The 26,871-nt window shown below is 49.1% G+C and carries 22 protein-coding genes, 8 tRNA genes and 2 rRNA genes; 9 read left to right on the top strand and 23 right to left on the bottom strand.

Annotation, left to right across the window (positions count from 1 at the left end; translation table 11 throughout):
• The first annotated feature begins 142 nt into the window (after nucleotides 1-142).
• A complete protein-coding gene (locus BMW55_RS00160) occupies nucleotides 143-1,534 on the top strand; it encodes an MDR family MFS transporter (protein ID WP_089964351.1) in 1,392 nt (463 codons plus the stop codon).
• A 221-nt stretch (nucleotides 1,535-1,755) separates the two neighbouring features.
• Nucleotides 1,756-2,175 carry a PH domain-containing protein gene (locus BMW55_RS00155; protein ID WP_089964350.1) on the top strand — a complete coding sequence of 140 codons (420 nt, stop codon included), beginning with the start codon at nucleotides 1,756-1,758 and terminating at the stop codon, nucleotides 2,173-2,175.
• 218 nt (nucleotides 2,176-2,393) lie between these two features.
• On the opposite strand, the gene nadA is transcribed toward BMW55_RS00155, so the two are convergent.
• The 3 genes from nadA to BMW55_RS00140 are packed head-to-tail and all read right to left on the bottom strand — an operon-like array spanning nucleotide 2,394 to nucleotide 5,852.
• A complete protein-coding gene (nadA, locus tag BMW55_RS00150) occupies nucleotides 2,394-3,485 on the bottom strand; it encodes a quinolinate synthase NadA (protein ID WP_089964349.1) in 1,092 nt (363 codons plus the stop codon).
• Nucleotides 3,479-4,333, bottom strand: a complete 855-nt coding sequence (gene nadC / locus BMW55_RS00145) for a carboxylating nicotinate-nucleotide diphosphorylase (protein ID WP_089964348.1) — start codon at nucleotides 4,331-4,333, stop codon at nucleotides 3,479-3,481. Before nadC ends, nadA begins: the two co-directional genes overlap by 7 nt.
• A gap of 10 nt (nucleotides 4,334-4,343) precedes the next feature.
• Nucleotides 4,344-5,852, bottom strand: a complete 1,509-nt coding sequence (locus BMW55_RS00140) for an L-aspartate oxidase (RefSeq protein WP_089964347.1) — start codon at nucleotides 5,850-5,852, stop codon at nucleotides 4,344-4,346.
• Between the two features lie 179 nt (nucleotides 5,853-6,031).
• On the opposite strand from BMW55_RS00140, the gene BMW55_RS00135 reads away from it, so the two are divergent.
• Both BMW55_RS00135 and BMW55_RS00130 read left to right on the top strand, forming a co-directional pair.
• Complete coding sequence (locus BMW55_RS00135; RefSeq protein WP_089964346.1) at nucleotides 6,032-7,183, top strand: cysteine desulfurase family protein; 1,152 nt, start codon at nucleotides 6,032-6,034, stop codon at nucleotides 7,181-7,183.
• 37 nt (nucleotides 7,184-7,220) lie between these two features.
• Nucleotides 7,221-7,868, top strand: a complete 648-nt coding sequence (locus tag BMW55_RS00130) for an Asp23/Gls24 family envelope stress response protein (RefSeq protein WP_089964345.1) — start codon at nucleotides 7,221-7,223, stop codon at nucleotides 7,866-7,868.
• 27 nt (nucleotides 7,869-7,895) lie between these two features.
• Here the strand turns inward: BMW55_RS00130 and pepV are convergent, their stop codons facing one another.
• Nucleotides 7,896-9,317: a dipeptidase PepV gene (gene pepV, locus BMW55_RS00125; protein ID WP_089964344.1), complete on the bottom strand. Its 1,422-nt coding sequence runs from the start codon at nucleotides 9,315-9,317 to the stop codon at nucleotides 7,896-7,898.
• 6 nt (nucleotides 9,318-9,323) lie between these two features.
• The gene (locus tag BMW55_RS00120; protein WP_089964343.1) at nucleotides 9,324-9,710 is read right to left on the bottom strand and encodes a VOC family protein; all 387 of its coding nucleotides are present in this window, start codon (nucleotides 9,708-9,710) and stop codon (nucleotides 9,324-9,326) included.
• A gap of 141 nt (nucleotides 9,711-9,851) precedes the next feature.
• Between BMW55_RS00120 and BMW55_RS00115 the strand changes: the two genes are divergently transcribed.
• Nucleotides 9,852-10,760, top strand: a complete 909-nt coding sequence (locus BMW55_RS00115; RefSeq protein WP_089964342.1) for a zinc dependent phospholipase C family protein — start codon at nucleotides 9,852-9,854, stop codon at nucleotides 10,758-10,760.
• Between the two features lie 206 nt (nucleotides 10,761-10,966).
• Here the strand turns inward: BMW55_RS00115 and BMW55_RS18925 are convergent, their stop codons facing one another.
• Entirely contained in the window at nucleotides 10,967-11,143 is a 177-nt protein-coding gene (locus BMW55_RS18925) for a GNAT family N-acetyltransferase (protein WP_244527402.1), read from the bottom strand.
• Between the two features lie 142 nt (nucleotides 11,144-11,285).
• On the opposite strand from BMW55_RS18925, the gene BMW55_RS00105 reads away from it, so the two are divergent.
• Both BMW55_RS00105 and BMW55_RS00100 read left to right on the top strand, forming a co-directional pair.
• Complete coding sequence (locus BMW55_RS00105) at nucleotides 11,286-11,987, top strand: AzlC family ABC transporter permease (protein WP_089964340.1); 702 nt, start codon at nucleotides 11,286-11,288, stop codon at nucleotides 11,985-11,987.
• The gene (locus BMW55_RS00100; protein WP_089964339.1) at nucleotides 11,984-12,295 is read left to right on the top strand and encodes an AzlD domain-containing protein; all 312 of its coding nucleotides are present in this window, start codon (nucleotides 11,984-11,986) and stop codon (nucleotides 12,293-12,295) included. The genes BMW55_RS00105 and BMW55_RS00100 overlap by 4 nt, the downstream gene beginning before the upstream one ends.
• A 38-nt stretch (nucleotides 12,296-12,333) precedes the next feature.
• On the opposite strand, the gene BMW55_RS00095 is transcribed toward BMW55_RS00100, so the two are convergent.
• From BMW55_RS00095 to BMW55_RS00070, 6 genes are all read right to left on the bottom strand, one after another.
• The gene (locus tag BMW55_RS00095) at nucleotides 12,334-13,329 is read right to left on the bottom strand and encodes an inorganic phosphate transporter (protein ID WP_089964338.1); all 996 of its coding nucleotides are present in this window, start codon (nucleotides 13,327-13,329) and stop codon (nucleotides 12,334-12,336) included.
• A complete protein-coding gene (locus BMW55_RS00090) occupies nucleotides 13,322-13,942 on the bottom strand; it encodes a DUF47 domain-containing protein (protein WP_089964337.1) in 621 nt (206 codons plus the stop codon). The genes BMW55_RS00095 and BMW55_RS00090 overlap by 8 nt, the downstream gene beginning before the upstream one ends.
• A 143-nt stretch (nucleotides 13,943-14,085) precedes the next feature.
• The gene (arcD, locus tag BMW55_RS00085; protein WP_089964336.1) at nucleotides 14,086-15,510 is read right to left on the bottom strand and encodes an arginine-ornithine antiporter; all 1,425 of its coding nucleotides are present in this window, start codon (nucleotides 15,508-15,510) and stop codon (nucleotides 14,086-14,088) included.
• Nucleotides 15,511-15,706: 196 nt separating this feature from the next.
• Nucleotides 15,707-16,036 (bottom strand): hypothetical protein, encoded by a 330-nt coding sequence (locus tag BMW55_RS00080; RefSeq protein ID WP_089964335.1) that lies wholly within the window; start codon nucleotides 16,034-16,036, stop codon nucleotides 15,707-15,709.
• Nucleotides 16,037-16,070: 34 nt separating this feature from the next.
• Nucleotides 16,071-17,642: a vWA domain-containing protein gene (locus tag BMW55_RS00075; RefSeq protein ID WP_170839638.1), complete on the bottom strand. Its 1,572-nt coding sequence runs from the start codon at nucleotides 17,640-17,642 to the stop codon at nucleotides 16,071-16,073.
• 133 nt (nucleotides 17,643-17,775) lie between these two features.
• Nucleotides 17,776-19,137 carry a TrkH family potassium uptake protein gene (locus BMW55_RS00070; RefSeq protein ID WP_089964333.1) on the bottom strand — a complete coding sequence of 454 codons (1,362 nt, stop codon included), beginning with the start codon at nucleotides 19,135-19,137 and terminating at the stop codon, nucleotides 17,776-17,778.
• A 211-nt stretch (nucleotides 19,138-19,348) separates the two neighbouring features.
• On the opposite strand from BMW55_RS00070, the gene mnmA reads away from it, so the two are divergent.
• Entirely contained in the window at nucleotides 19,349-20,443 is a 1,095-nt protein-coding gene (gene mnmA / locus BMW55_RS00065) for a tRNA 2-thiouridine(34) synthase MnmA (protein ID WP_089964332.1), read from the top strand.
• 49 nt (nucleotides 20,444-20,492) lie between these two features.
• Here the strand turns inward: mnmA and BMW55_RS00060 are convergent, their stop codons facing one another.
• A complete protein-coding gene (locus BMW55_RS00060) occupies nucleotides 20,493-22,640 on the bottom strand; it encodes a S8 family peptidase (RefSeq protein WP_089964331.1) in 2,148 nt (715 codons plus the stop codon).
• A gap of 226 nt (nucleotides 22,641-22,866) precedes the next feature.
• Here BMW55_RS00060 and BMW55_RS00055 point away from each other — a divergent pair, with 226 nt between their 5' ends.
• Nucleotides 22,867-24,108: a glycosyl hydrolase family 18 protein gene (locus BMW55_RS00055; RefSeq protein WP_089964330.1), complete on the top strand. Its 1,242-nt coding sequence runs from the start codon at nucleotides 22,867-22,869 to the stop codon at nucleotides 24,106-24,108.
• Between the two features lie 64 nt (nucleotides 24,109-24,172).
• Here the strand turns inward: BMW55_RS00055 and BMW55_RS00050 are convergent.
• The 10 genes from BMW55_RS00050 to BMW55_RS00005 form a co-directional block, all read right to left on the bottom strand.
• A tRNA-Arg gene (locus tag BMW55_RS00050) sits at nucleotides 24,173-24,249 on the bottom strand.
• Between the two features lie 106 nt (nucleotides 24,250-24,355).
• Nucleotides 24,356-24,432, bottom strand: a tRNA-Arg gene (locus BMW55_RS00045).
• A 4-nt stretch (nucleotides 24,433-24,436) separates the two neighbouring features.
• A tRNA-Leu gene (locus BMW55_RS00040) sits at nucleotides 24,437-24,524 on the bottom strand.
• Between the two features lie 32 nt (nucleotides 24,525-24,556).
• A tRNA-Cys gene (locus BMW55_RS00035) sits at nucleotides 24,557-24,630 on the bottom strand.
• Nucleotides 24,631-24,640: 10 nt separating this feature from the next.
• Nucleotides 24,641-24,714: transfer RNA gene (locus tag BMW55_RS00030), tRNA-Trp, on the bottom strand.
• Between the two features lie 3 nt (nucleotides 24,715-24,717).
• A tRNA-Thr gene (locus BMW55_RS00025) sits at nucleotides 24,718-24,793 on the bottom strand.
• 7 nt (nucleotides 24,794-24,800) lie between these two features.
• Nucleotides 24,801-24,876, bottom strand: a tRNA-Phe gene (locus tag BMW55_RS00020).
• A 78-nt stretch (nucleotides 24,877-24,954) separates the two neighbouring features.
• Nucleotides 24,955-25,048 (bottom strand) — tRNA-Ser (locus tag BMW55_RS00015).
• Nucleotides 25,049-26,514: 1,466 nt separating this feature from the next.
• A 5S ribosomal RNA gene (gene rrf / locus BMW55_RS00010) occupies nucleotides 26,515-26,629 on the bottom strand.
• An 87-nt stretch (nucleotides 26,630-26,716) separates the two neighbouring features.
• Nucleotides 26,717-26,871: ribosomal RNA gene (locus BMW55_RS00005) — 23S ribosomal RNA — on the bottom strand; the annotation flags it as partial.

Genomic DNA, 26,871 nt, shown 5'->3' with positions numbered 1-26,871 from the left:
CTCTTATCATTTAAAAGAAGCGTCAAAAATTATTTATTTTTATCTTTTATTTAATCAGATATGATAATAATATAAAGCATATATAATTTTTCTCAAACGACCGTCTTTTAAGGGGGGATGACCGATCACAAACTGCCAGGAAATGCCCCTGTCAAGAAAAGAGAGACACAGAAGGGAACGTTTACATCCTTTAGTTGTTTTCTTGTTATTCGGAACGGCTGTCACCAAAGCGGCCACGTCGATGAGTCTGCCCTTTCTTGCGTTCTATTTGACGAAGCAGATCCATTTGAACGCCCTTCAAGTGAGCATGGTGTTAGGCATGATCGGACTAGGCGGTGCGGCGGGAGGGATCATTGGAGGATACTTATCGGATCTCCTCGGCCGGCGGGCTGTTCTCCACTTTTCCCTGATCGCTTGGGCCGGTATTTTTTTTGGCTTTCTATTTGCCCGTGACTATTTTTCATTCGTTGCGCTAAGTTTATTGAACGGCTTGTGCCAAGCATTTTTCACCGCCACTTCCCAGGCTTTAATGGCTGATCTTACCAATCCGTCCAAGCGTTTAAAAGTTTTCAGCTATCGGTATACTGCGGTAAACATAGGGATGGTCACCGGCCCTTTGTTGGGGGCTTACCTTTTTTATTGGATCGGTATCCTTTCTTTCTTATTTACCGGAATCGTACTTGCTGTCTATACCTATTTGTTAATTCGAAAGTTGGCGAAATACAGACGGGAGATCAAACAGACCGGAGCCGCTGCTCAGGTGAATCTTCCGGATTGCTTCCGTGTAATCGGGCGGGACAGGGCGCTCGGTTACTATATTTTGGGCTGTCTGTTGTTCTATGCTATATATTCTCATTTGGAAACAACGCTGCCTATTTTTTTGTCCAAGGAATTAAGCAACGGAAGCACACTCTTTTCCCTTTTGTTAACCGTCAATGCCCTGATCGTGATCCTCTTCCAGAGCATGGTTTCCAATTGGTTGGAAAATAAAAATCCTCTCAGCGGCATCATACTGGGATGTATGATATTCTCTTTAGGTTATGTAACGTTTGCCATGGGCGAAAGCCCTGCCATCTTTGTTACCGGAATTATTTTTGTCACCCTTGGGGAAATGGTGATATTTCCCTTGACGAATCAAATGATTGACCAGTTGACGGATCAGCGGTTCCGGGGAACGTATTACGGAGCAGTCAACCTGGCACAAGCCGGACTTTTTTTGGGACCTCTTTTCGGCGGTTGGATGCTGAAACATGTGGGAGCTTCGGAATTGTGGTGGATCACTGCTTTTATAGGACTACATATCATCTGGTTCTACTCGCTCGGTTATCGCAAATATACCAAAAATCACGGGGTTGCAATCGTTGAAATTGTTTACAGAGTGTTGCTGGATTTGCGTTTAACCACACTGATTAAATTCGTGTTTAAAATCACCCCGCTTGTCTCCATTTTAGCCATTCTAACCTTTTTGGCATTTCGCTATTATGATGTAAAAGTCTCGTTTATTCCATACTGGATGCATCTCGCGTCACTGTAGACCCGGGAAAGTTGGCAATTGCAAGTGAGGACTTACTAGAATAGATGAAACTCCATCCCTTTCCAGATCAAGGGATGGAGTTTTGTGCATGTGGGTGAAGCTGAGGAAATATATTTAAATATCCGACGGGGTGTTGTGTAAGTTCTGGAAGAACAGGTTTCCTTTAACAACTCCTCGGGAAATGAAATACCAGGAAGCCCTCAGAGAGGAGACCAAGCAGGATGCGGGAAGAAACACTGTGGGTCGGAACCCCTTCTCATGTGGCCAGGCTGGGGACTTATTTGCTTTGTCTGTTATTCTGCTGGCTGATTGTCCCCATCTTTATCGCTATATGGACAGCGATCAAACTGAAGTCAACCCGTTATGTGTTGACAACGGAACGGCTCCGCATTACGGAGGGGATCTTCTCCAAACGGACAGAACAAGTGGAGCTGTACCGGGTGAAAGATATGAGTATGGAAAAGCCCTTTATCTACAGGATGTTTTCCAAAGGAAATATTCATCTGATCACATCGGACCACAGTTTCCCCAACTTCAAGTTGGAGGCGATTTCCGATGTGGACGTTCTCATGGACGTTCTTCGCGAACATGTGGAAATCTGCCGGGAGCGAAAACGGGTAACGGAAATCGACATCGATTGATTCTGATCAGCAGCACGGAAAGGTCAAGCCCGGGCAACGAGTCACTGTTTGGCAACGCTCCACTCCCATTGCTTGCATTTCATTGCATTGCAAACGGTTCTTACGCATCCCGGGCTCAACAACTTTCTGTAAGGCTTGATGTGTCTGCTGTCCCCACTTCATAAACCTTGAATCAGGTAACGAAAAACCCGACCTCACCAAGAGGTCGGGTTCGTTTTTCAGACGGCGAGCATGCGGTCGAGAGCCACTTTGGACCAGTATTTGGTTTCGTCATCCACCGTAATGACGTTGATCGGATGTCCCTCCGTGATGCTTTCCAATGCCCACAACAAGTGCGGTCGGTCGATCCTGTTCATGGTTAAACACGGACACATGGTTGTGGACAGAAGGACAATATGCTGATCAGGGTGTTCCTGGGCCAGACGCTGAACAAGGTTGACTTCCGTTCCCACCGCCCATCTGCTTCCGGCCGGTGCAGACGAGACCGTTTTGATAATATATTCCGTGGAACCCGCGAAATCGGCCAGCTGAACAACTTCAAAACTACACTCCGGATGGACGATCACTTTCATTTGCGGGTCGCGTTCACGCACACTGTGAACTTGTTCAGGAGTGAACTTTTGGTGGACAGAACAGTGACCTTTCCACAAAATCATCCGAACCTCTTGCAGATCCCCTTTGACATCCTCCGGTTGACCGGTTCCGGGGTTCCAGATGATCATTTGTTCAAGCGGAATGCCCATTGCGTAGGCGGTATTTCTGCCCAAATGCTGGTCCGGAAGGAAGAGAATCCGCTTTTTCCGGGAGAAAGCCCATTCCAGCACCTGTTTGGCGTTGGAAGAAGTACAGGTGGTTCCTCCGTGACGTCCGACAAACGCTTTGATGGCAGCTGTGGAGTTGACATACGTGACGGGGATGATCGTATCCCCAAATTGTTCCTGAAGAATTTCCCACGCCTCTTCCACATCTTCGATATCGGCCATATCCGCCATCGAGCAACCTGCTCTCATGTCAGGCAGAATCACCGTCTGTCCTTCCGCCGCCAGGGTGTCGGCCGTCTCCGCCATAAAATGAACACCGCAGAAAACGATATATTTTGCGTCTCGTTGCTGTGCGCCGATTCGGGCAAGCTTGAGCGAATCGCCGCGAAAGTCGGCATATTGAATCACATCATCACGCTGATAGTGATGACCGAGAATCACCAAATCTGTGCCGAGTTGTTGTTTGGCACGCAGAATTCTTTCATCCAGCTCATCGCTCGACAGATTCCGGTACACTTCGGGCAATTGGCTGGGAACATGGGTCAACATGATTCATCCCCCGTTTCATGTTCAAAGTCCAAGCTGATATCCAATGCGGTCGCCGAATGGGTGATCCAGCCCAGCGATACGGCATTGACGCCTGTTTCCGCGATGGTGCGGATCGTCTCCGGCGTGATTCCGCCCGAAGCTTCGGTCCACACTTTTCCGTCGATCAGGCGGACGGCTTCCCTCATCGTTTCCACATCCATATTGTCCAGCAAGATGGCGTCCACATCCAGCTGGAGAATCTCTTTCACTTGTTCGAGTGTATCCGCTTCCACTTCCACCTGGACCATATGGCCCACACGCTGCCGGACCAGCTCGACCGCCTTTTTGAGACTGCCTGCCATGGCAATATGGTTGTCTTTCAGCATGACCCCATGGCTCAGGCCGAATCGGTGGTTGGTCCCGCCGCCCACCCGAACGGCATACTTTTCCAACTGCCGCAAACCGGGAGTGGTTTTTCTGGTGTCCAGCACTCGACAATCAAGGCCTTCCAGCTTTTTCACCAATTGCCGGGTCAATGTGGCAATCCCGGACATGCGTTGCATGAGATTTAACGCGACACGCTCCCCGGTGAGAATCGCTCGTGTCGGGCCGGACACCCGGGCGATTTGGGTCCCTTTGGCTACCTCGGCTCCTTCGTCCACCAGAGGAGTCAGCCTGCAGGATTCATCCAGTTCCTTAAAAACCAGTTCCGCCACCGGCAATCCGGCGATGACTCCCGCTTGTTTAGCGATGATAAGGCAGGTGCTCTTATGCCCGGAAGGCACGATCGCCTCCGTGGTCAGATCACCCGCGCCGATATCTTCGTTCAACACTTCACGAATAAATTGTTTTAATTGTATTGGATTCATGGTCCCGCCCCTAAATTACATTGTGTTTTTTCGACCATTCAGGTATCGTCTCAGGGAAATCATGCCGATAATGGCCACCTCGGCTCTCCCGGCGCCAGAGTGCCGCATTCATAATCATTTGTGCAGTAATTAACATGTTGTGGCACTCGATAAACCCTGATGGAATTTGATTTTGCAACTCTTTGATTCTCGAAATTCCCGTTAACAAACCTTCCGAAGTTCGTACAATTCCCGCTGCATCCCACATGATCTGCCTGATTTCTTTTTTCCAGGTTTCTTCAATTTGCTTATCTCTGCACAAACTTGGATACACGGGCTCAGGCACATCGACGGATTGATCAGCATAAGAGGACAGCTTTGCGGCGACACGCTGCGCGAAAACAGCTCCTTCCAACAGCGAATTGCTTGCTAGCCGATTGGCTCCATGCACCCCTGTACAAGCGACCTCCCCGCAGGCAAACAGACGCGGAAGCGTTGTCCGCCCGAATAAATCGGTCTGTATTCCTCCCATGATAAAATGGGCGGCAGGTGTTACGGGAATGAGATCATGCGCCGGATCGATGCCGTGCATCCGACAATATCTGTAAATTTTAGGAAAACGTTCTTCAAACCGGGAACCAATGACTTGTGCATCAAGATAGACACGCCGTCCTGCTTGCATTTCGCTGTAAATGGCCCGTGAAACAACATCCCGGGGGGCCAGGTCCTTCCATTCATGGTAGCGTGCCATAAAAAGTTCGCCTTGTTCGTTGACGAGTACGGCTCCTTCCCCGCGTACAGCTTCAGACACCAAAACCATCGGGTTTTGCTCCACAGCGAGCGCGGTCGGATGAAATTGGACAAATTCCATATCGATGAGAGCGGCTCCTGCGCGATGAGCCATCGCAAAACCGTCTCCGGTGGAAACAAGATCATTGGTCGTGTAACGGTAAATCTGTCCGCAGCCGCCAGTGGCGAGCACGACCCCTTTTCTGGCCAGGTAGATGACCGGGCCTTTCCCTTCATCCACCGTGATGACCCCGCGACAAGCTCCTTCATGCACGATGAGGTCTGCCACCATGGTATGCGTGACAAGCTCGATCTGTGGATGCCCGGATAACTGCTTTAATAAAGCCGAGGTAATTCCCGCCCCGGTCGCATCCCCCGAAACGTGCAAAATCCGGGATACGCTGTGTGATCCTTCCCGGCCCAAGGCCCATTTGTCACCCTCCCGGTCAAAACGGGTTCCCCATTTTGTCAAAAGCCGGATCGTCTCAGGAGCCATCTGGACCAATATGTCTACCGACTTCGGGTCACACAGGTCAACTCCCGTCCTCAGTGTGTCCTGACGGTGCAACTCCGGAGAGTCCCCTTCACCCACAGCTGCCGCGATTCCGCCTTGGGCACGGTAGGAGTTGCTCTGTTCCTCTTTGGCCTTGGTTAAAACGATGACCTGCCCGGACTTTCCGAGTGAAAGGGCCGTCATCAAACCGGCAATGCCACTTCCCACCACTATAAAGTCGGTTACTCTTCGGGTCATCTCGTGTATTCCTTTCACGAATTCTTAACAATTTGGTTCAGTATTATTTTCTCAGGAATATGAACAATGTCAACTACTAATTTTTTGGTATATTATTTAACTCTTTGGCGAAAGGGGTCTTTCTTTTGATTTATTTCGTTATAATGGTATGAAGAGAGTTTTTGACGGAGGAAACAAATATGAAACCCATTTACCTGGATTATGGAGCAACCAGTCCAGTACGTCCTGAAGCCATGGAGGCGATGCTCCCTTTCTTTCAGAAGGAGTTCGGTAACTCCGGCAGTATACATGATATGGGACAACACAGCCACGAGGCTGTTCTCCATGCCCGCAACCAACTGGCGGAAGCGCTCGGCGCGTCTTCCCCGCGCGAAATCATCTTTACCGGGAGCGGGACGGAATCAAATAATTTGGCCATCATCGGGGCCGCGCGCAAACGAAAAGCGTTCGGAAATCACATTATCACCTCATCCGTTGAACATCCTTCCGTGCTTGAAGCGTGCAGGGCACTCGAGCGCGAAGGTTTTCATGTCACCTACCTGCCCGTCGATGCATACGGGCGGGTCAGCGCGGAAGATGTGAAACAGGCCCTGACGGACAAGACGATTCTGGTTACCATCATGGCCGCAAATAATGAAGTTGGCACACTGCAACCCATCAAGGAGATCGGGCAAATCTTGAAGGACACCCCCGCTCTGTTTCACACGGATGCGGTCCAGCTGTTTGGCAAAATCCCGTTTTCGGTGACGGAATTAGGGGTCGATCTTCTCTCTGTGGGCAGCCACAAGATTTACGGTCCCAAAGGGGCAGCCGCTCTATATATACGGAAAGGGGTACGCATTGAACCCCTGATGTACGGCGGTGGCCAGGAGCGGGCCCTCAGGCCGGGCACGCTGAACACCCCGGCGATTGCCGGTTTCGGGGTTGCGGCCATTCTCGCCGCCCGTGAAGCAGAGGAAGAAAACCGCCGGCTCACCCGGTTACGCGACCTCTGTTGGAAACGAATCCGTACCGAGATCGGCGACGTGGAGCTGAATGGACATCCTGTGGACCGTTTGCCGGGCAATCTCAATCTGAGCTTTCACCGCGTAGAAGGCCAAGCGATTCTGTTGGAGCTAAACCGTGCGCAGATCTATGTGTCCAGCGGCTCCGCATGCAGTGCGGGAAAACACAGCGCCTCGCATGTGCTGATGGCGATGGGCAAAAGCGAGGAAACGGCTTATCAAAGCCTTCGCGTCACGCTGGGAAAAGATACGACGGAAGAAGAGATTGATCTTTTCATCGCTAAGTTGAAGGAAGTTCTCGGCTACTTACGCTCCCTGTTAAAATGAAAAATCTATGGATCCGTTCTTTGGAGGCAGAGACAAATTGCGCAAACTGCTGTCATGGTTCTTGAAGTTGGTCTCTGGTCTGTTACTCTCGGGAATTGCCTGGATTCTGTTCGTCGCTCTCCAGCAGATCTACTACTCGGAGCCGGATCAGGTTTATCTGATGGGAACGACGATCTCGTATGCATTTGTCTATGTTTTTCTTTGTATCGTCATTTTCTTCGTTTTTTCTTTTCTTAAACTCCGCTTCAATCCCGACAAACTGAAAAGGCGTTTTTTTGTGTTCGCTGCATTTTATCTTGTCTGCAGCCCCCTGGTGATCCTCGCATTTGATAATTACTTGCTGGTGACACCCAAGGGGATGGTATACAACAAATTCTTAAGCGTAGGAGACGGGAAGGTAAAAAGGTGGAGAGAGATTTCGCAAGTGGAGCTGGACTATCAGGTCACCGCTTTCCCATTTCAGCGGGAGAACAGAGTTCGGTTGCGCTACTTCGTGCACTTTAAAGACGGCCCCACCGTTGATCTCAACCATTACAATTCTCCTCTGTATGATGCGGACCAGTTCAAAGCCATCCACCGCGTTTTGCTTAAACAAGGAGTCCCGGTGAAGCTGAAGCGTCCTCTTCCCGAGAAATATGCCAAAGAGAACCCTTTTGTCTACGAAATGTTTCATTTTAAACAGTAGAAACCCGAGCCGGTGGACTCGGGTTTTTTATTTCGCCAATTCATAAATGGCCTGTGCATAGATCGCCGTTGCTTTCAACAGATCTTCCACTTCAATGTATTCATCTTTTTGATGAGCCGTTTCTTCTTTGCCCGGAAACAGAGGACCAAATGCCACCCCCGTATCCAGCACACGGGCGTACGTACCGCCCCCGATGGCCAACAAGCGGGCTTTTTCCCCGGTCTGTTCTTCGTAAACTTTTGACAGTGTGGTGATGAGCGGGTGATCGGGATCGCAGTAATGGGCCGGTAAATGATTCAGATCCGTGATCTTCATTCCGTAATCGGCCACTTTATTTTCAATGATCTTGAGAAGGTCATCGCTGTCTGCAGAAATGGGATAGCGCACATTGATGCGCACAAAATGCTGATCCCCTTTTTTATAGCCAAACACGCCCGGATTAACGGTCAGCTTGCCGACCTTGTCATCTTCCATGGCAATGGTCAGCTTTTCGCCGAAAAAGCCGTCCACCAGAAGCGAATTGATCATCCGGATATAGTTGGCCCCGTACGGGTCAAGCGGAATACTTTCCATAAAGCGGGCCAGTTCAAGAGCTGCATTTAACCCCTTGTCCGGCTCAGATCCATGGTGCGAACGACCTTTAAACACGATTTTTAAATGGTCATCCGCTTCTTCCGCATACCCCTGGATCCGACGGGTCAACAGGAAATCCTGCACCTTCTCTTTCAACTCAAACACATCTCCGTCCCCGCCGATCCTGGCGATTGCGAAATCCGGCACCATGTTGACGCGCTGTCCCGCTTCAAAATCAATCAGTGTCCATTCAGCTTCGGCCGACTGCTCCGCTTCATGGTCGGGCAATCCCACCACTTTTAAATCGACAAGCCCTTTTTCCGCATTGATAATCGGGAAGTCAGCGTCCGGAGTAAACCCCATCGCAGGCATATCTTCGTGTTCAAAGTAATACATCATACAACGCCAGTGAGACTCTTCATCGGTGCCCAAGATCAATCGGACCCGCTTGGAGAGCGGAAGACCCAGTTCCTTTACAATTTTCAGGGCAAAGTAGGCGGCCATCGTCGGTCCCTTATCATCGAGCGCTCCGCGGGCATACAGCTTGCCGTCGCGAATTTCAGGTGAAAAAGGCGGAGAAGTCCAGCCCTCCCCGGCCGGGACTACATCCACATGAGACAATATTCCCACCAGTTCATTTCCGTCGCCATACTCCACATGTCCGGCATAACCGTCCACATTTAGGGTTTTAAAACCGTCTTGTTCAGCCAGATTCAACATATATTCGAGAGCCTCCGCGATTTTCCGCCCAAAGGGGGCTCCGGCCCCTGCGGTTGATTCATCCAGCACGCTCTCAATCGACAAAAACTCTTTACACTTGGCCAGCAGTTCTTCCTTGCGCTTTAAAACTTCTTCATGCCAGTTTATCTGACTCATCCATCATCACTCCTGCTCTTCCCACTTCATATTGGGGGTATAAGCCACTTCCCATATGTATCCGTCCGGATCACGGAAATCAACGGTATAGTATCCGGGGGAATACCCGGGCATCTCCACAGGCCCGCGAATGATCTCGGCCTTCTGTTCATTTAACCAGCGATGCACGGCATCTACTTTTTCCCGGCTGGAAACGGACAAACAGATATGTCTCGGACCGGGATGGTTTTGTTTCACAAGCCCGCTTTTTTCCATAAAATAAATCTCCGTCTCGTTGCAAAAATACGACCGCTCACCTAATTGTTTCCATCCTGTCCGCCGGAATAAACCATCATAAAAAGGGCGGGATCTCGTCAAGTCGCTCACCCAAAATTCAAGGTGGTGAATTCCCATGTATCCTCCCCCGCTTCTCCGAACTTCTCTTACTATATCACGGGAGATCTCAAACAACCAACCGTTTCGTCCGAAAGGAAACCTCAGTCCTCAAAAAGAAAATATGTAGCAAGAAAAATTGTTTTTGAGGAGAGATGTTGCTTGCCGTATGCCTGGACCCATCTCATGTTTGGATATGAAACGATCCAACAGGCCGGGTTGCCTCAACCGGAAAACCGGATCGTTTTTCAATTCGGTTGCCAGGGACCGGACTTTTTATACTTCCACCGTTTTTGGCCCTGGATCAAAGACCGCCGCGCCAGCCGTCTGGGGGATCTTTTTCACAATGAACACTGTGGCCCCGTTTTGGCGGAACTGGTTGAGTATGCCAAATCCCGTCCGTCCCTCCGGGATTACGTCACCGGTTTTATCACCCACCACATCCTGGACCGGACGGCTCATCCTTATATCCATTATCGTGCAGGATACCAAAAATATAAGCACCAGCGCCTGGAGGTGATTTTAGATACACTGGTGGCCAAAAACCGACAGAACATCGAAACATGGCGCACCCCTCTTGTTCCGGAAATCGATCTGGGTGACCGGCTGCCTGCCGAACTGGTTGAAACCCTTCACCAAATCGCTTGTAAATATTATCCAGAAGCGGCGAATAAATTGCAACCCCGTGACTATCATGAAGCGTACCGGGACATGAAAAAAGCCCTGTCCCTTTTTTTTGATCCCTGGGGGATCAAGCTGGTTCTCACCTGTGGCCTGATTCGCCCGTTTCGCCATTCCAAATGCATCCCCGCCCGGGATTATTTAAACATCCATCGGGAAACCTGGCTGCACCCGGCCGCGGCAGAAGAAAAACATCAAGAAAGCTTTTGGGATTTATGGGAAACGGCGATCCAAGAAGGAAAAGACATTTTGCCGCAAGTGCATCACTTTTGGGAGACGGGCGAAGGAAGCCGAGATTTTCTGTGCAAGCTGATCGGCAACCGCTCCTACGATACCGGGAAGGATTGTTCACTCGGACTGGTCAACCAGTTTGCGGACCCCCTGGTATAAAGCGACCCCCTGCAAAAGAAGGTTAAACGAGCTGAAACAGAGTGCTTTTCCGGCGCGTTTTTTTCATTCCATCCATTCAGTTTTTTATGAACGACCGTCCACCTTCCGATATCCCGACAGCCCAAACGCTTATAGATTCTACCCGCCTCCGTGTTATGATCATACAGGCACAACACTTTTCCTTTTTTCAATACCTGCCCGCATAACTATGCCATCCATCCGGTGGCCAACCCCTGCCGCCGGTAGGAGGGATGCGTCCCGACACCTATGACCATCGCCGAAAATGAATTTTCCGCGGCAGTACGCGCCATCGCTATACACTTTTCGTCCCTTTCAATCCAAGATCCGCGAGCTTCACCCGAGCGAAGTGGGTGCAGAAGCATCTCTTCGGAAGAAGGAGTTTTTGATTGAATCGCTTGATGGCATGCTCCCGGATCAAACTGCAATCAATATATTTTCTTGATAGACAAAATATGAGATAATCGAAAAAAATAGAGACATTTTAGGGTAAATGGAGGAACTGTCATGAACCCGGCATTTCTCACTCAATTTTTGCAAGGATCGAAAAAAGGGCTGCCTCTGATGATTGGTTACATACCGATCGCCATCGCTTTTGGAGTACTGGCAAGACAAGCAGATCTTCCGATGCTGCCGACTCTGCTGATGTCTCTGATGGTCTATGCCGGAGCGAGCCAGTTTATGGCGGTCAATATGATTGCTGCGGGAACGGCCGGGGTGGAGATCATCATCGCCACCTTTATTTTAAATTTGCGTCATCTGATCATGAGCCTATCGTTAATGAACGCCCTCCGTCATATACCGAAGAGCTGGAAAAGCTTCCTTTCATTCGGCATTACAGATGAAACGTTTGCGGTGGCTTCCCTGGAAGCTTCGCAAGACCGTTCGCGCATGCATCATTTTTATGTTCTCGGTTTATTTGCGGCCGCATATGGATCCTGGGTGATCGGAACGTTCATCGGAGCCGCCCTGTACCAATTGATTCCGGCTTCCATCAGCGACAGCATGGCGATTGCTCTTTATGCCATGTTTATCGGGTTACTGGTTCCTGCCGTGCAAAAATCCTGGAGATTTGGTCTGATCGCAGCGGTGAGCATCCTGCTTTGCACAGTTTTTCATCAATTTTTAAGCAGCGGCTGGTCGATCGTATTGGCGACCATTTTCGGGAGCATGGCGGGAATCTTCGTATATAAGGAGGAAGAAGCATGAACACGACACATTTGATACTGGTTGTGGTTGGCATGGGGATCGTCACGTTTCTCCCCCGGCTCTTTCCCGTTTTCATCCTTGAAAAGCTGTCTCTTCCTCCTCTGGTGGAACGCTGGCTGAAAAGCATTCCTTATGCCGCCCTCGGGGCTTTAATTTTTCCCGGCATTTTGACGATAGACCCTTCCAATCCGTGGATCGGTGTGACCGGCGGCATTGTCGCGTGTGTGCTGGCCCTATTACGGCTGCCGATCCTGGCGGTGATTGCCGGCTCCATCCTGACCGCCTGGCTCGCCAACGCATGGTTTTAAAAAAGCATCCGTCTTGGTTCAGACGGATGCTTTTCCTTTTAACTTTCCAGGAAACGAAGCACCAAATAGAACAGATAGCCCATCAAAGCCGTTCCCGGAAGGGTTAATATCCAGGCGTAAATAATCTTGCCCGCGACTGACCAGCGAACGCTCCTTACCCGTTCCGCCGCACCTACCCCGATGATGGAGCCTGTAATGGTATGGGTAGTGCTGACCGGAATCCCGATTTTGGCCACGGTGGTCAGCAAAATAGCCGCCCCTGTCTCCGCGGCAAATCCTTGCGGAGTTTCCAACCTGCTGAGGCGTGAGCCGATCGTATGGATAATTTTCCTTCCTCCCATCGCCGTTCCCAACGCCATCGCTACACCGGCAGCAACCATCACCCAGAACGGAACAACCATCTCTTGCTGGTATCCTGCCGTCACGAGGGCAAGGGTAATGATCCCCATCGCTTTTTGCGCGTCGCTCGCTCCATGGCTGAACGCCATAAAGGCGGACGAGGCGATTTGCAAAGGACGGAAAATGCGCTTCACCTTTGAGCGGGGGACATTGTTAAACGTTCTTCGGATCAGTTTCGTCAACGCGAAGCCCATCAAGCCTCCGAGCAGCGGCGAGAGCAATAAAGCGAGCAAAATAGTGATAATTCCCTTGACCTGTAACACTTCAGGCCCCTTGAACGCCAACGCCGCCCCGACGAGACTTCCGATCAAGGCGTGAGAGGAACTGGTGGGCAATCCCATCAATACCGTTACAATGTTCCACGTAATTACTGCTAATAGTGCGGAGATCAGCACCACCTGTGTAATCCCGTGCGGATCCACGATGTCTTTTCCAATCGATTTGGCCACCTCGGTCGAAAAAAAAGCACCCACCAGGTTGAGTAAAGCTGCCATCGCGATGGCTTTTCCCGGCGAAAGTGTGCGTGTTCCCACAACTGTAGCGATTGCGTTCGCTGTGTCATGCCAACCATTGGTAAAATCGAACACGAGGGCCAGCACAATGACAGCGACCAGTATCCAATACGGATCAAGCATACTTCATAACCACGCTTTCCATGACGTCCATCACGTCTTCAAACGTATCGGTTACATCTTCCAACCTTTCGTAAATCTCTTTCATTTTGATCAGTTCAACCGGGTCGACCGGCTCCTCAAATAATGTGCTGACACTTTCCCGCATCAGCTTGTCGCCTTCATTTTCCAAATTATTAATTTCAACGGAGATTTTGCGGATCGTACCAAAATCCCGTTTCTCCAAGGCGATAAAAGCATCTTGAAGATGGCGGGCACTATTTTCCAGGATTTCCGCGAATTTCACAAGATATGGCGTCGATTTGTCCACATGCATATAGACAAACCGCGCAGCACAGGCTTCGATGCCATCCAGGACATCATCCACATTGCTCGCCAGTTTTAAAATGTCCTCGTGGTCGAGAGGAGTCACAAAGGTTTGGTTCAGCTCTTTAATCAAAAGGTGCGTATATTCATCCCCTTTTGATTCCAGTTCCTTGATTCGTTCTGCATATTTTTCTTTTTCCTCCAACGTCTCCACGTTTTCCCGAAACAACTGTGCTGCTTCCATAATGTTGGCTGTCGCATCCACCATGATTTGGTAAAACAGCCGGTCTTTAGATCGATTAAAAAGCACCTTGATGTCCTCCTGTTAACTAATTCTTAACCAAAACTTATCTTAATCTTAATGAATGAAGTTGAAAACTATTTCAACCCACTCGTCACGAATTATTTAAGTCCAGTTAATATAATCTTAATAAAATCTTTACAATGGAAAATTTAAGGAGCTAATTGTCCTGTCGAGATCAACCTCACTGCTTGAATCCCCATTAGTATGATTCCCGCAGCCAAAAGCCATTCGATTCCCGTAAACCATTTTCTTTGGTTCTCGCGTTGAACCCAGATGTACATCAAGAGGCCGGCCAGATACAGCACCGAAACCATCAAAAGGTATTCAACTCCAGCGGCGTACAGAAGCCAGACCGCATAGATGAAGGCAAGCAAGCCAATGATCCAATCCATTCCCTTTCCTGCACCTGCTTGCTCGTAAGTTTCCCCCGTTCGGAGCAGTTTTAATTGGTAGAGGGAGGATAAAAGATAAGGAATTAAAACAGCCACACTGGCCATCGAATACACCATTTGATACGTCGATGCGGCAAAAAGAACGATAAGAATAAATGTTTGAGTCAAAAGACTTGTCCACCATAAAGAGACAACCGGACTGTTATTTTTGTTTTGACGGGCGAAACTTCTCGGAAACATTCCGTCTTTCGCCGCAACATAGGGAATTTCCACGGCGAGAAGCGTCCAGCTCAGCATCGCGCCAAGCAATGATACAACCAGACCTAAGTTGATGACAACTGCTCCCCAGTCACCGACGATGGACTGCAACACATAAGCCATCGACGGTTCCGGCAATTTTTCCAGCTCTTCGCGGGGCATGATGCCCAACGAAAGAATGGAGATCAGCATATAAACGGCCAGGGTACCGATTAAACCGATCACCGTCGCCTTTCCGACGTCCTGATAGCGTTTCGCCCGGCCGGAGAGAACAATCGCCCCTTCCACACCCACAAAAGCCCATAAAGTAACCAGCATGGTCTCCCTGACTTGCTCTAGCACCGTGTTCCACGAAAACACAGAGCTTTCACCCCAGAAATCCATGAAAAAGGTACGTTGATGAAAGGCAAAAATCGTGATCACGATAAAAAGAAAGATGGGTATCAATTTGGTGACCGTGGTAATGATGTTAATAAAAGAGGCACTTCTCACGCCGCGCAGAATGAGACAGTGGACCCCCCAAACGAGCATGGATCCTCCAAGCACGGAAGGCAGATTATTACCGTTTTCAAACACAGGGAAGAAATAGCTTAGCGAACCAAATAAAAGGGTAACAAAAGCCACATTTCCCAACACCGTTGCAATCCAGTAACCCCAGGCACTGTTAAATCCGATAAATGACCCAAAGCCGGCCTTGGCGTAACTGTAAATGCCTCCGGAAAGTTCGCTTTTTCGGTTGGATAAATTCTGAAACACAAGTGCAAGGGCGATCATTCCCAATCCCGTAATCACCCAGGCAATGATCACGGCGCCGCTGTTGGCTGCTGCGGCCATATCCTTCGGAAGGTTGAAAGCCCCTCCGCCTATCATGGTTCCAACTACTGCAGCCATTAACGCCCATAAGTTCAGCTGTTTATCTTTCATGCATGGACCACTCCAATATTCCGATTAACCAGTTTACCCCCGATGATTTACGCCCAACCCGTTTTTATGTTGCCCCATCGGCGGGAAAACACGATATGTATCATAATAAATTTTCTATCATCCAGTAAAGTGTTAAAGAATGGAAGCAAAAAAAAACGCTGAACGAGATCGATCCGTCTCATTCAACGCCCAATTTTCAGGCATGCACACTGGATGCCAGAAACGTGCCCTCAATATATAGAAACAAGATATTCAGATCACAGATGGTTTTCGAGAGATCATTCATTTCGTCTGTCAATCGGTAAAAGGTTTCATCATCTTCCGCTTCCTTTAACGCTTCATAGCGATCAAGGTATTCCTGCTCCAAACATTTGATTCGTTCCGGGATCCGTGCGCAGACCTCTTGGCATTTTAGCTCAAATTCCTGCCGAAGCTCTTCCGGCAATTCTTCATATTCCACATGCAACAGAGGCCGGTCGATTCCGAGTCGTTCATCGAAACGGATCTCATAAGCTGGTGTCATCATCCTATTCACTCCACAACATCCCACGCTGTTTCAGCTATTTTAAATGCACCTCAACCCGAAGGCGTTCCAACCTCTTTTTCATATCCTGGCGGGTTGCCTGTGATTCTTTGCTCCCGAGAACCTCTTGTTTCCGTTTTTCCAGTTCTTCCGGCTTTCCGCCTTCTTCCTGCCAAGCCTCCTGAATTTCCGAATAACGATCTTCCCATTCTTCGTCTAAGCGGGTTCCAATTTCCTTCCAGCGTTGATCAGCATAATTGCCTACCTGCTTCCAACGGTGATCAATCCAGTTGCCAATCTGTATCCAAGCTTCTCCATCAATTTTTCCTTTTTCTTTGATATAATCATTTGCTTGATCGAGACGCTGGTATTCCTGATCGGTTTTTTGAACCAGTTGCTGATAGTGCTGTTCAAGGCGTTTATGATCGTAATGATAGGATTTCGCAATCGATTCGACCGCCCTGAACTGCCACGGTTCATGGGTTCGCTGGATCCATTTTAGGTAGGTTTGCAAGGATCCCATCAATTCTGCGTGGTTCGACACATGGTGATAATCGCCCCCTGTGATGTCAGCCGTTTGTCTCAACTGTTTTTCCGCCTCTTCATCAGGGGCCAACCCAATTACATGAATGATCGAACGAGCGTCCGAACGGTTCAGCGAGCGGGCCGCCTGCACAGGATCGCCACCGCATGTATCCTTTCCGTCACTGATGACCAGCACAATATTTTCAACCTGACCAGGCGCTCCCTTTTGCATGTCCTGATAGCTGGTCGAGAGGGCATGCGCAAAAGGAGTCCAACCCGTCGGACGGATTTCCTGGAGGCTGGAGTTCAATTTCCCTGTATCCACTTGACTGGCTGAATACAACTTATCCGTGCTCGAGCAAGAGATCTCCTTGTCCTCATCTTTGTTGCTTCCCCGATGGCCATAAACGCGCAGTGTAAAGACCGCAGTATCCTTCGGAAGTTTGGATGCAAACTGAAGAATGGCTTCTTCCGCACGAAAGAGTTTGCTCTTTCCATCCATCTCCCCATTCATGCTGCTGCTTGCATCGAGCAGTACCACAATATTGGCTTTTTTGGCAGGCGGCTGAGGTTGTACAGGTGATCCCGCCAGTGCTCCGATGATCGGTGACTTCCCCACATTTGAACCCGATTTTCGGCCTTCCCATGCCAGTAGTTTCTGCCCGTAATCAGGCTGCTCCATTTCATGATAGCGTTCAACTTCTTTTTTGTAATTTTCACCGACAAGTCCCAGCAGATAAGCATAAGCCTTATCTTCGGACAACCCTTTCGGCATCTGATCGAGTGCCTCGATCACTGCCGATTTGTCATATTCCTCACCCGCATATTTTCCCTTGCCGTCATCATTTAAAATCTGTTCCAATTCAACATAGGGTGCAGGGCTTTTCGGAATATCCTCTTCTTTATCTATTTTTATTTCCTCAGCCGGTTCTCGCTCCGGTTCATCTGTGACCAGTTCATCCACTTTTTCAATTCTGCTTCCCGTTGTCTGTTGGATCTGCTCCATCACCGTGGCACAACCACTCATCAGGAAACAGATGCAAACGGAACACACGAGCAAAGGAAAGTTTGGCTTCCGCCGCATAGGCCCCTCCTCTTGGCTCTTCATTTCATTTCCGCTTGAAACCATGTGAAATGATGTATTTGACCCGTTGTTTTTAGACTACTTGATTCCTCGGATTTTGACAACACCCGCTAATCCTCTTCCCACTCGATCCTTAGCCGATGAGCGGCCTCTCTTCCGGGAATCGAATCGGGGGATCTGGTTCCTGCAGCCTGCGTGCTAAAGCAACAGCAATGGTCAGCGGTCCCAGCCGTCCGGCAAACATGGTCAGGATGATCAGAATTTTGCCCGCTACGGACAACTCGGGTGTCAAACCGATGGACAAACCGACCGTACCGAAGGCAGAGACCGTTTCAAACATGGCTGTCAATATATCGGCACGTTCGGTAATCGTGAGAAACATGGTGACCATGATCACCAGAGTAAGCGCGGCAACCGTAATCGTCAGCGCCTTATACACCTGATTATACGGAATGCGCCTCCGGTAAGCGACGACATTATCCCTGCCCCGGATCATGCCCCAGACGGCGAGAAGGATGGTGGCAAGCGTGGTCGTTTTAATTCCGCCCCCCGTCGAGCTGGGGGAAGCGCCCACAAACATCAGCAGAATGATAAAAAACAACGTTGCGGGGTACATTTCTGCCAGATTCAGTGTATTAAAGCCCGCCGTCCGCGGTGAAACTGATTGAAAGTAAGAAGCGAGCAGCCTGTCGCCAAATGATAATTTACCCAATGTGGCCGGATTGGTCCATTCCGTGGCTAAAATAAGGATCATGCCCGCCACAATGAGGATCGAAGTCATCGTCAAGACTAATTTGGTATGCAGGCTCAGCCGTTTGGTCTTCCGAAACTGCACCAATTCCAGAATCACGATAAAGCCGATTCCGCCCAAAATGATCAGACCGCTGATCGTCAGGTTTACCATCGGGTCTCCTACATAACGGATCAGGTTGCTAAACTTCTGATAGTCGCCAAACAAGTCAAATCCGGCGTTATTAAACGCGGATACCGAATGAAACAGCGCATAATAGAGACCCTTTCCCCAGCCCCATTCAGGCACAAAACGGATGGAGAGCAGAATAAACCCCAGGCCCTCGATGACCAAAGTGATGATGAGAACCATTAAGACCAGGCGCACCACACCCGACATGTCCACCTGATTAAACGCTTCTCTCAAGATGAGCCGTTCACGCATCCCGATTTTTTTCCCTACCAGAAGCGCAAAAAATGTGGCATAAGTCATAAATCCGAGCCCGCCCGTTTGAATGAGGAACATGATGACAACTTCACCAAATGTGCTGTATGTAGTAGCGGTATCCACGACAACAAGCCCGGTCACACAGACCGCTGATGTCGAAGTAAAAAGTGCATCAATAAAAGGCAAAGGTTTGCCGCTCTCTGTGGAGATCGGCAAGGACAAGAGGATCGCTCCCGTCAAGATCGTGAGTGCAAAACCGATCACCAATACCTGAGAAGGTGTCAGTCTGCTAAAAATCCCTTTTTCCAACCGGTTCATTTCTTCTTACGTTCCTTCCATGTCTTTTCATTCATTTTACCCTTCATTTGTTAAAAAGATTGATTTGGATTATAATGTTGACAATCCAATCGATGTCAAATCTATGTTGCATCAGACCCTTTTATTTTGTTTAGATTATAATGCAGTCAATCACTGCGAACAAGCAAACATAGACAAAAGAAGGGAAATTTTTACTTTAGGACTGATATGTATGAGCAACAATCATATACGTGTGATCGTGGGGATGTCAGGCGGTGTCGATTCCTCTGTGACAGCTTGGCTTCTGAAAGAACAAGGTTACGATGTCATCGGATTGTTTATGAAAAACTGGGATGATACAGATGAGTTCGGTCACTGCACCGCCACCGAAGATTTTGAAGACGTCCGCCGTGTCTGTGCGCACATCGGCATCCCCTATTACTCGGTAAACTTTGAAAAAGAATATGAACAGAGAGTATTTGAATACTTCCTGGAAGAATATCGGAATGGCAGAACCCCCAACCCTGACGTGATGTGTAACCGCGAGATTAAGTTTGGCGAGTTTTTAAACAAAGCCAAACAACTGGGAGCCGACTACATCGCCACCGGTCATTATGCCCAAATCAAGGAAATCAACGGGCAAAAATACCTGGCCCGCGGGGCGGACCCCAATAAAGATCAAACCTATTTTCTGTACGCGGTAACCAAATCCCAATTGTTCCAAGCCATGTTTCCGATCGGGCATCTGCAAAAACCGGAAGTTCGGGAGCTGGCGGAAAAAGCGGGCCTGCCCACGGCCAAAAAAAAGGACAGCACCGGAATCTGCTTTATCGGGGAAAGAAATTTCAAAGAGTTTCTGAGTCAATATCTTCCAGCCCAACCTGGAGAAATCCGAACCCTTGATGGTGAAGTGAAAGGCACCCATGACGGGCTCATGTATTACACGCTGGGCCAGCGGCAGGGTTTGGGCATCGGTGGAGGCGGGACCGGTGAGCCCTGGTTTGTCGTGAAAAAGGATGTAAAAAACAACATCCTTTACGTAGCGCAAGGGCATGATCATGAAGCCCTTTATTCCAACGGATTGATCGCCACTGACATCAACTGGCTGGGTGAAGGGGATTCTTTCCCTTCCGCACCGTTTGAATGTACCGCTAAATTCCGCTACCGGCAAAAAGATCAGGAGGTGCGGGTCATTCCCCAGGAAGACGCCACTCTCCGCATCGAGTTTAAAGAGCCGCAACGGGCGGTTACACCCGGGCAATCCGTTGTTCTGTACGACGGAGAAATTTGTCTCGGCGGCGGAATTATCGACCGGACGTTTTCATAAACAGAAAACCCAACAGCCTTCAACGGTTGTTGGGTTTTCTGTTTATGGATCAATTTCCTACATGGTAATAATACGGGACACGAATCTTGTTTCCATTACTGGCTGTAATATTCACATAGCCTTGATAATCTCCGCTCGCTCCGCTGTGTCCGCTTACCAGCACCTCAATGGTTCCCGTTGCTCCCGGTCTCAACAGGAGAGCCGAGGTTCTCACTCTCACCTTGGTACTGTCATCCGGGGCAATACGGTAATATTGTGTTTTTTTCGTGGTGTTTTTCAAAACAACCTTAATTGCAGCTGCCTTTTTCGCCCCGCGATCCAACTTGCCGAAGCTGAGGCTGGCCGGGTTGGCAAGAGCCACCGGATTTAGCGCATTGCCCACATTGATAATGCCTGCCCCTACTTCCAGCGGCAGGGGAGCACTTTTCGGATCACCAGCGGTTCCCATCAGCGCGGATTTGATATCTTGCGGAGTCCAATCAGGATGTGCCTGTTTTAACAGTGCTGCAGCTCCGGCTACATGAGGCGCTGCCATGGACGTTCCGTTGTACGAAGAAAGTCCGCCGCCGACCACGCTGGAATAAACATTCACGCCAACGCCGGCCACATCCGGTTTCAAGGTATAATGAATCGTCGGCCCCCGTGAAGAGAAGCTGGCGATCAAGCTGTCGTTGGAAGTTGTAAATTCACGGTCTGGCCCCGGTTCCATCACTGCCGAGCCGGACGTTCCGTTTAAAATCCAAGCGCCGTCTTGATCTGTCACCATCACGATCGGAATCGTTACGGATGGTTCCACAGACATTAAAGAGGGATCCCCAGAGGTATTGTTGACAAGAATCACACCTGCAGCACCCTTGGCTTGGGCATTGGTTGCTTTTTGAGTAAAGGTGCAGGACCCCCGTTTTAAAACAGCGATTTTCCCGGTCAGATCCGCTGTGATCGGCTCACAACCGAGTCCGCTTCCTTCCGTGACCACGTACAGAGGCGCTTCCACTCTTTGGGTCACTTTTCCTCCGGGATCCGCGGAGCCAACCGGTATCACGCGCTCTTCACCATTCACGGTCACCTTGATCGACTTTCCGAAGAAATGGCCATTGGTTACGGCAGCAACCGTGATCGCCTTTTCAGCGATTCCGGGTGATTCCACGGTCATGGGAGCCGGACCCGAGTTCCCTGCGGCAATCACCATCGTCATTCCAGCCTCACTCGCTGCATTCACAACTTCGACGAGCAGGTCAAACCCTGGTGTAGCCGTGCCGCCCAAGCTTAAGTTGGCGACATCCATGCCGTCATTCACAGCCTGCTCAATCGCAGCGGCAATATAAATGCTTTCCGCAGAGCAATCTTCACAAGGAAACACGTTATAGTTCCCCAGATAAGCTTTTGGAGCCACTCCGCTGAGCTCACTGGTTGCGACGCCGCTCGGATCCTTGTACCCCGCTTTGCCGGCGATCGTTCCCGCTACATGCGTTCCGTGTGAGTCGATCGCTTCCGGGGTCGCATTGGGATCAGGGCTGAAAACTTTGGCGACAATCACTTTATTGCTGGTAAATTTCAGCCAGTCCTGAATCGGATTGCCGTCCGGACCGGTTCCCACTTTCGGGAAGCCTTCCGGCATCTTCAGGGAGGGATCTTTTAAGAACGGGTGATCGGCATCAATCCCGCTGTCGATGACGGCCACTTTCATGCCGGCCCCGTCATAGCCACTTTTCCATGCCGGCATGGTATTCATGATCGAATGGCTCCGGTTCATCAGGGGACGGTATTGTTTGCTTTTTACAACTCTTTTGACACCCGGTCCCTGACCCAGAACTTTGGCCTCATCCGCATCTGCTTTCACGGCGATTCCATTGAGGGTGAGGGAATATTCCGCGACAACTTTGGTTGATTTCGCTTTTTGTTTGAGCCACGTTTTGTAGCTCTCCCGCTTTTTGCCCAAATAAGCCCGGTAGTTTTTCACATCTGAGGACTGGACATTCAGCTTTTGGTTGTCTTGAACCTTTGTCCCTTTCAGGCCCGCCAGGCCTCCTTGGTAGGTAGCGACAGGCTGATCTTCCAGCTGGACGAAATAATAACTGCCCTCACTTGCTGCTTTTGACGATGCTTCACCCGAATTGGCGGAAGCAAAAGAAAAACCGGATAAAACGAGTGCTCCGCTTAAAACCATGGATAATGCGAACCGCCATTTCCCCTTCATGCTGAACCCCCTACAAAAATATACAATTTTTATTTTGCATCTATTTAATACGTCACAAATATTCAAAACCCTTCTATCTATTTAGAACAAATGGCTTTTCTGATGGGGAATCTTGTCGGTTCATGGCGTATTTTATTTTTTGTGTAATAAAAACAGGACTTTGGCCTCTCAGGTAAAAAATAACAAATATAACAGCATGGAAACGAGTTGTTAAGGGGGCCCGTGAGTGAGTAAGAATTTGAACTTGAGTGAGTCGAACATGGAAGATAAGAAGGTGGCCGAAGACTCTTTGTCCCGGGATCACAGCCTGCAGATTAAACAGATGAGTCTCACCTTTATTTCGGCAGGGGTCGTCTGCTCCATTTTATCTTTTGGCGGAACTTATGTCCTGTACCATTTCGAACCCGACAGACAGCCCGCCGCAACAGATGCCGCTTCCATCCCGTCAGGCCTGTACGCTTCGCGTTTCTCGGATAAAAAGAATGATCCGGCAACACATCTTCCTCAGAATTTCAAACCGGGTCACAAGAATCTCCCTGGCAAAGAAACTCCGCTTGCAGACAAAACATCATGGATATTCCATGTCAACGAGCCTGGCGGAGGTCAGGATGGGTTCCAACAATTTTTTAAGCATCTGAATGAGATCCAGGTCATTCATTTATACGGGTATGAACTCACCACAGAAAACAAGCTGCCAACACTGAACCAAGAGATGAAGAACCTGCTTTCCACTGTACAAATGAAAGGGATCCCCGTCTACCCCACCGTAAACACAGGAGGAAGCCCCGGTCGGCTGCATCAACTCATTTCTTCTCCGGAAAAGCGCAACCAAATGGTTGACGAATGGGTAAAATTGATTCAGACCGATCGGTTCGACGGAATCAATCTGCACGTTGACTCGATATCGGAAACGGATCGTGAATCATTTGCTCTTTTTGTGGAAAATCTGTCAAAGCCATTACATCAACAAGGAAAGAAAATCAGTTTGTCCATCGCCCTTCAGTCGGAAACGCTGAAAAACCCGGGGCTGGATCTCGGACGATTGGGGAAGACTTGTGATGAAATTAAAATTGTCTCCAGTGCGTACAGCGCAATCCGGTCTGAGCCTGTTCAATCATTCCAGTTGCTGGACCAAATTCTCTCCTATACCAAAACAAAAGTGCCTGCTTCAAAAATCTATATCGATCTTCCGGCTGCAGATCATATCTTGAGTTCAAAAACGGACCAAGTCCAGCAGACGGTCCGGCCGCCCCAGAAACATAATGCCGGCTCCCCCCATCAGCGCGACCACGCGGGAAAAGCTGATACCAAACTAAAAGGGCCTGATCCGGTTCAAACGGAAAGCATGAAGAAAAAGATCACCTTTATCAAAGAGAATCATCCTGATATCGGAGGGATCTACCAGGACATTTCTGCTCCGGTGGAAGAATCTTTGGATGCCCTGCATGATTTGCTGCCAAGCCAATAATGAGATCGCATGCTTGTGAAAAGAAAGGGAGCTTATCCGAATAGGATAAGCTCCTTCTATGGATTGGCGTGCCCTGGAAGATTCGAACTCCCGACCTTCTGATCCGTAGTCAGACGCTCTGTCCAGCTGAGCTAAGGGCACATATTTTTAACAACAAATCTTATTATATCATTCCAACCATTTTAAGTCAAGGTTTTTGATGAGAAAATGGAAAGGATGCTGGAGAACGTCAGCACCCTTTCATGTTTGGCGTGCCCTGGAAGATTCGAACTCCCGACCTTCTGATCCGTAGTCAGACGCTCTATCCAGCTGAGCTAAGGGCACATAATGGTGCGGACGAAGGGACTTGAACCCCCACAGCCTTAACGGCCACAAGAACCTGAATCTTGCGCGTCTGCCAATTCCGCCACGTCCGCATATTCGTGTTGAAAGGGAAATTAATCAGCATTGGAGGCGGCACCCGGATTCGAACCGGGGATAAAGGTTTTGCAGACCTCTGCCTTACCACTTGGCTATGCCGCCATCATTCATCTGGCAGGGGCGGTAGGAATCGAACCCACACTGGAGGTTTTGGAGACCTCTGTTCTGCCATTAAACTACGCCCCTGTATGGTGCTGGTGAGAGGACTTGAACCCCCAACCTACTGATTACAAGTCAGTTGCTCTACCAATTGAGCTACACCAGCGAGGACATGGTGGCTCGGGACGGAATCGAACCGCCGACACGAGGATTTTCAGTCCTCTGCTCTACCGACTGAGCTACCGAGCCTCATCTTAACATCAACCCGATCATTTTGTCAATGGTCGGATTAAAAAAACTTCTGTCTCATGCTCAGAAGTTAATCAGTGGCGGAGAGAGAGGGATTCGAACCCTCGAGACGGGTTTTGCCCGCCTACACGATTTCCAATCGTGCTCCTTCGGCCAACTCGGACATCTCTCCGCGTTACCTCTGTTTTTGAGCATCATTGATCTGTTATTTATTGTGCTATGTTGTTGTGCTGCGTTTGTTTCAGTCACTCGTTCAATCGACAAGTTATATAATACATGGGACAACCGATGTTGTCAACGGGAATTTTAAAATAAATTTATTCTGAATTTAATTTGTGTCCCTGTTATTTTTCGTGTTCTCATCATATGCAGCTGTCAGCCTTTGCGTTCCTTTATACCGTATTGACCATAAGCGTTAGAACTATCGTTTCAGTATTTTAAACCTGTTTCGTTGGGATTGGCGGATCAGTCTTACCCTAAAATGTTCCTGTGTGAATTGGTTACCTGGTTTTCGTTCAAATGATCGCTTTAAAAGTTTCCGCACTCCACGGCAACCTGAGCCTGTTGCATCCATTGAGAGGCAAATCCAGCCATCTTGGGTTTCATCTAACCCGATAAACGGGGGTTGCCAGATCGCCTGATCCTCAACGGTGGACGGATGGCAGTATTTTCTGTCCTTTTTTCGAACTATTGTGCAGTTTTTTATTCCAAGCAAAATCATCCGGCAAAAAATTAGTTACAACCGCTGTCAGATCGGTTCGATTTCATGAGTCACGGACGATAGTATTGTTTTTGATTAAGTTTATTTGCGAAGTATAGTTGCAAAACTGATTTAATATACATTCATTAGGAGGTGATTGGGGTGCTTGAGCTTTATCTGGAAATCATACTGTCTCTCTGCAACTGATCATGATCTTCAACATTACAGACATCAGCGGTTTCGAATACCTACTAGTTTCAATCGTGGGATGAAATACGACGTTGCACGGTAATCCCTTGGTGGGATGGAGCCGCAATTTTGACGTATCTTCAATTTTGACGTATCTTCGGACATATGAGCAGTGTTCATCCCACCGGTAGCGGGTTTTGTTCCTCTGTACGTCATAAGATGGGATTCCAGTGACGAACCAATCTCTCCCACTGGGTCAAATCACTGGTGCTCAGAAAGTAACAGAGTGAGTAAAAGCGGAACACGGATAGCAGTGTTCCGCCCATGCGGGTACATGCAACTTTAGTTGCAGAACTGCATGGGACGGGGTGATGGCACATCCCTGCATGTCCTTGCTTGACAAGGAAGCTTGGGCGTCGTCCAAATCAAAAATGGATGGACGCTAACGCCCCAAGAACCCATTGCGAAGCCTCCTGGAAGGGGGCTTCAGACGTGTGAGTATCAATTATAAACAAAACTCCCTGAGCGGGAGTTTTGTTTGTTCTATAAGCAATTCTTTTTGGCATTCTTTGTTTTAAATATGCACTGATTTTCATTCGGATAATGCTGTTCACCGAATCAGGGGTGGATCATCAGCGACATGAATGCAATACATGAAGGCAGAATAGGGGAAACCACTATTTTGTATGACTTGTCATCGAATTTGAACATCAAAAAACCGCTCAAGTCCTGAGCGGTTTTGTACGTTCGCCTGGCAACGTCCTACTCTCCCGGGGGTCATCCCCAAGTACCATCGGCGCTGGAGGGCTTAACGGTCGTGTTCGGGATGGGAACGAGTGGATCCCCTCCGCTATGGTCACCAGACGATTATGGAGTTGTTGAAGATGGTTCACACCTTCAAAATTAGATTGGAATAAAGCGGGTTGCATTCGTTGGAGAAGGAAGATGGAGCAGGTTAAGCCCTCGACCGATTCGTATCCGTCAGCTGAACACATTGCTGTGCTTACACTCCGGACCGATCTACCTTGTCATCTGCAAGGGGTCTTACCTGAACGAGTCAGTGGGAAATCTCATCTTGAGGGGGGCTTCGCGCTTAGATGCTTTCA

The organism is Lihuaxuella thermophila, from assembly GCF_900110165.1.
In the GTDB taxonomy this organism is placed as follows: Bacteria; Bacillota; Bacilli; order Thermoactinomycetales; family Thermoactinomycetaceae; genus Lihuaxuella; species Lihuaxuella thermophila.
Note: the sequence above shows the minus strand (reverse complement) of the source record. Positions and strands in the feature narration are given on the sequence as shown.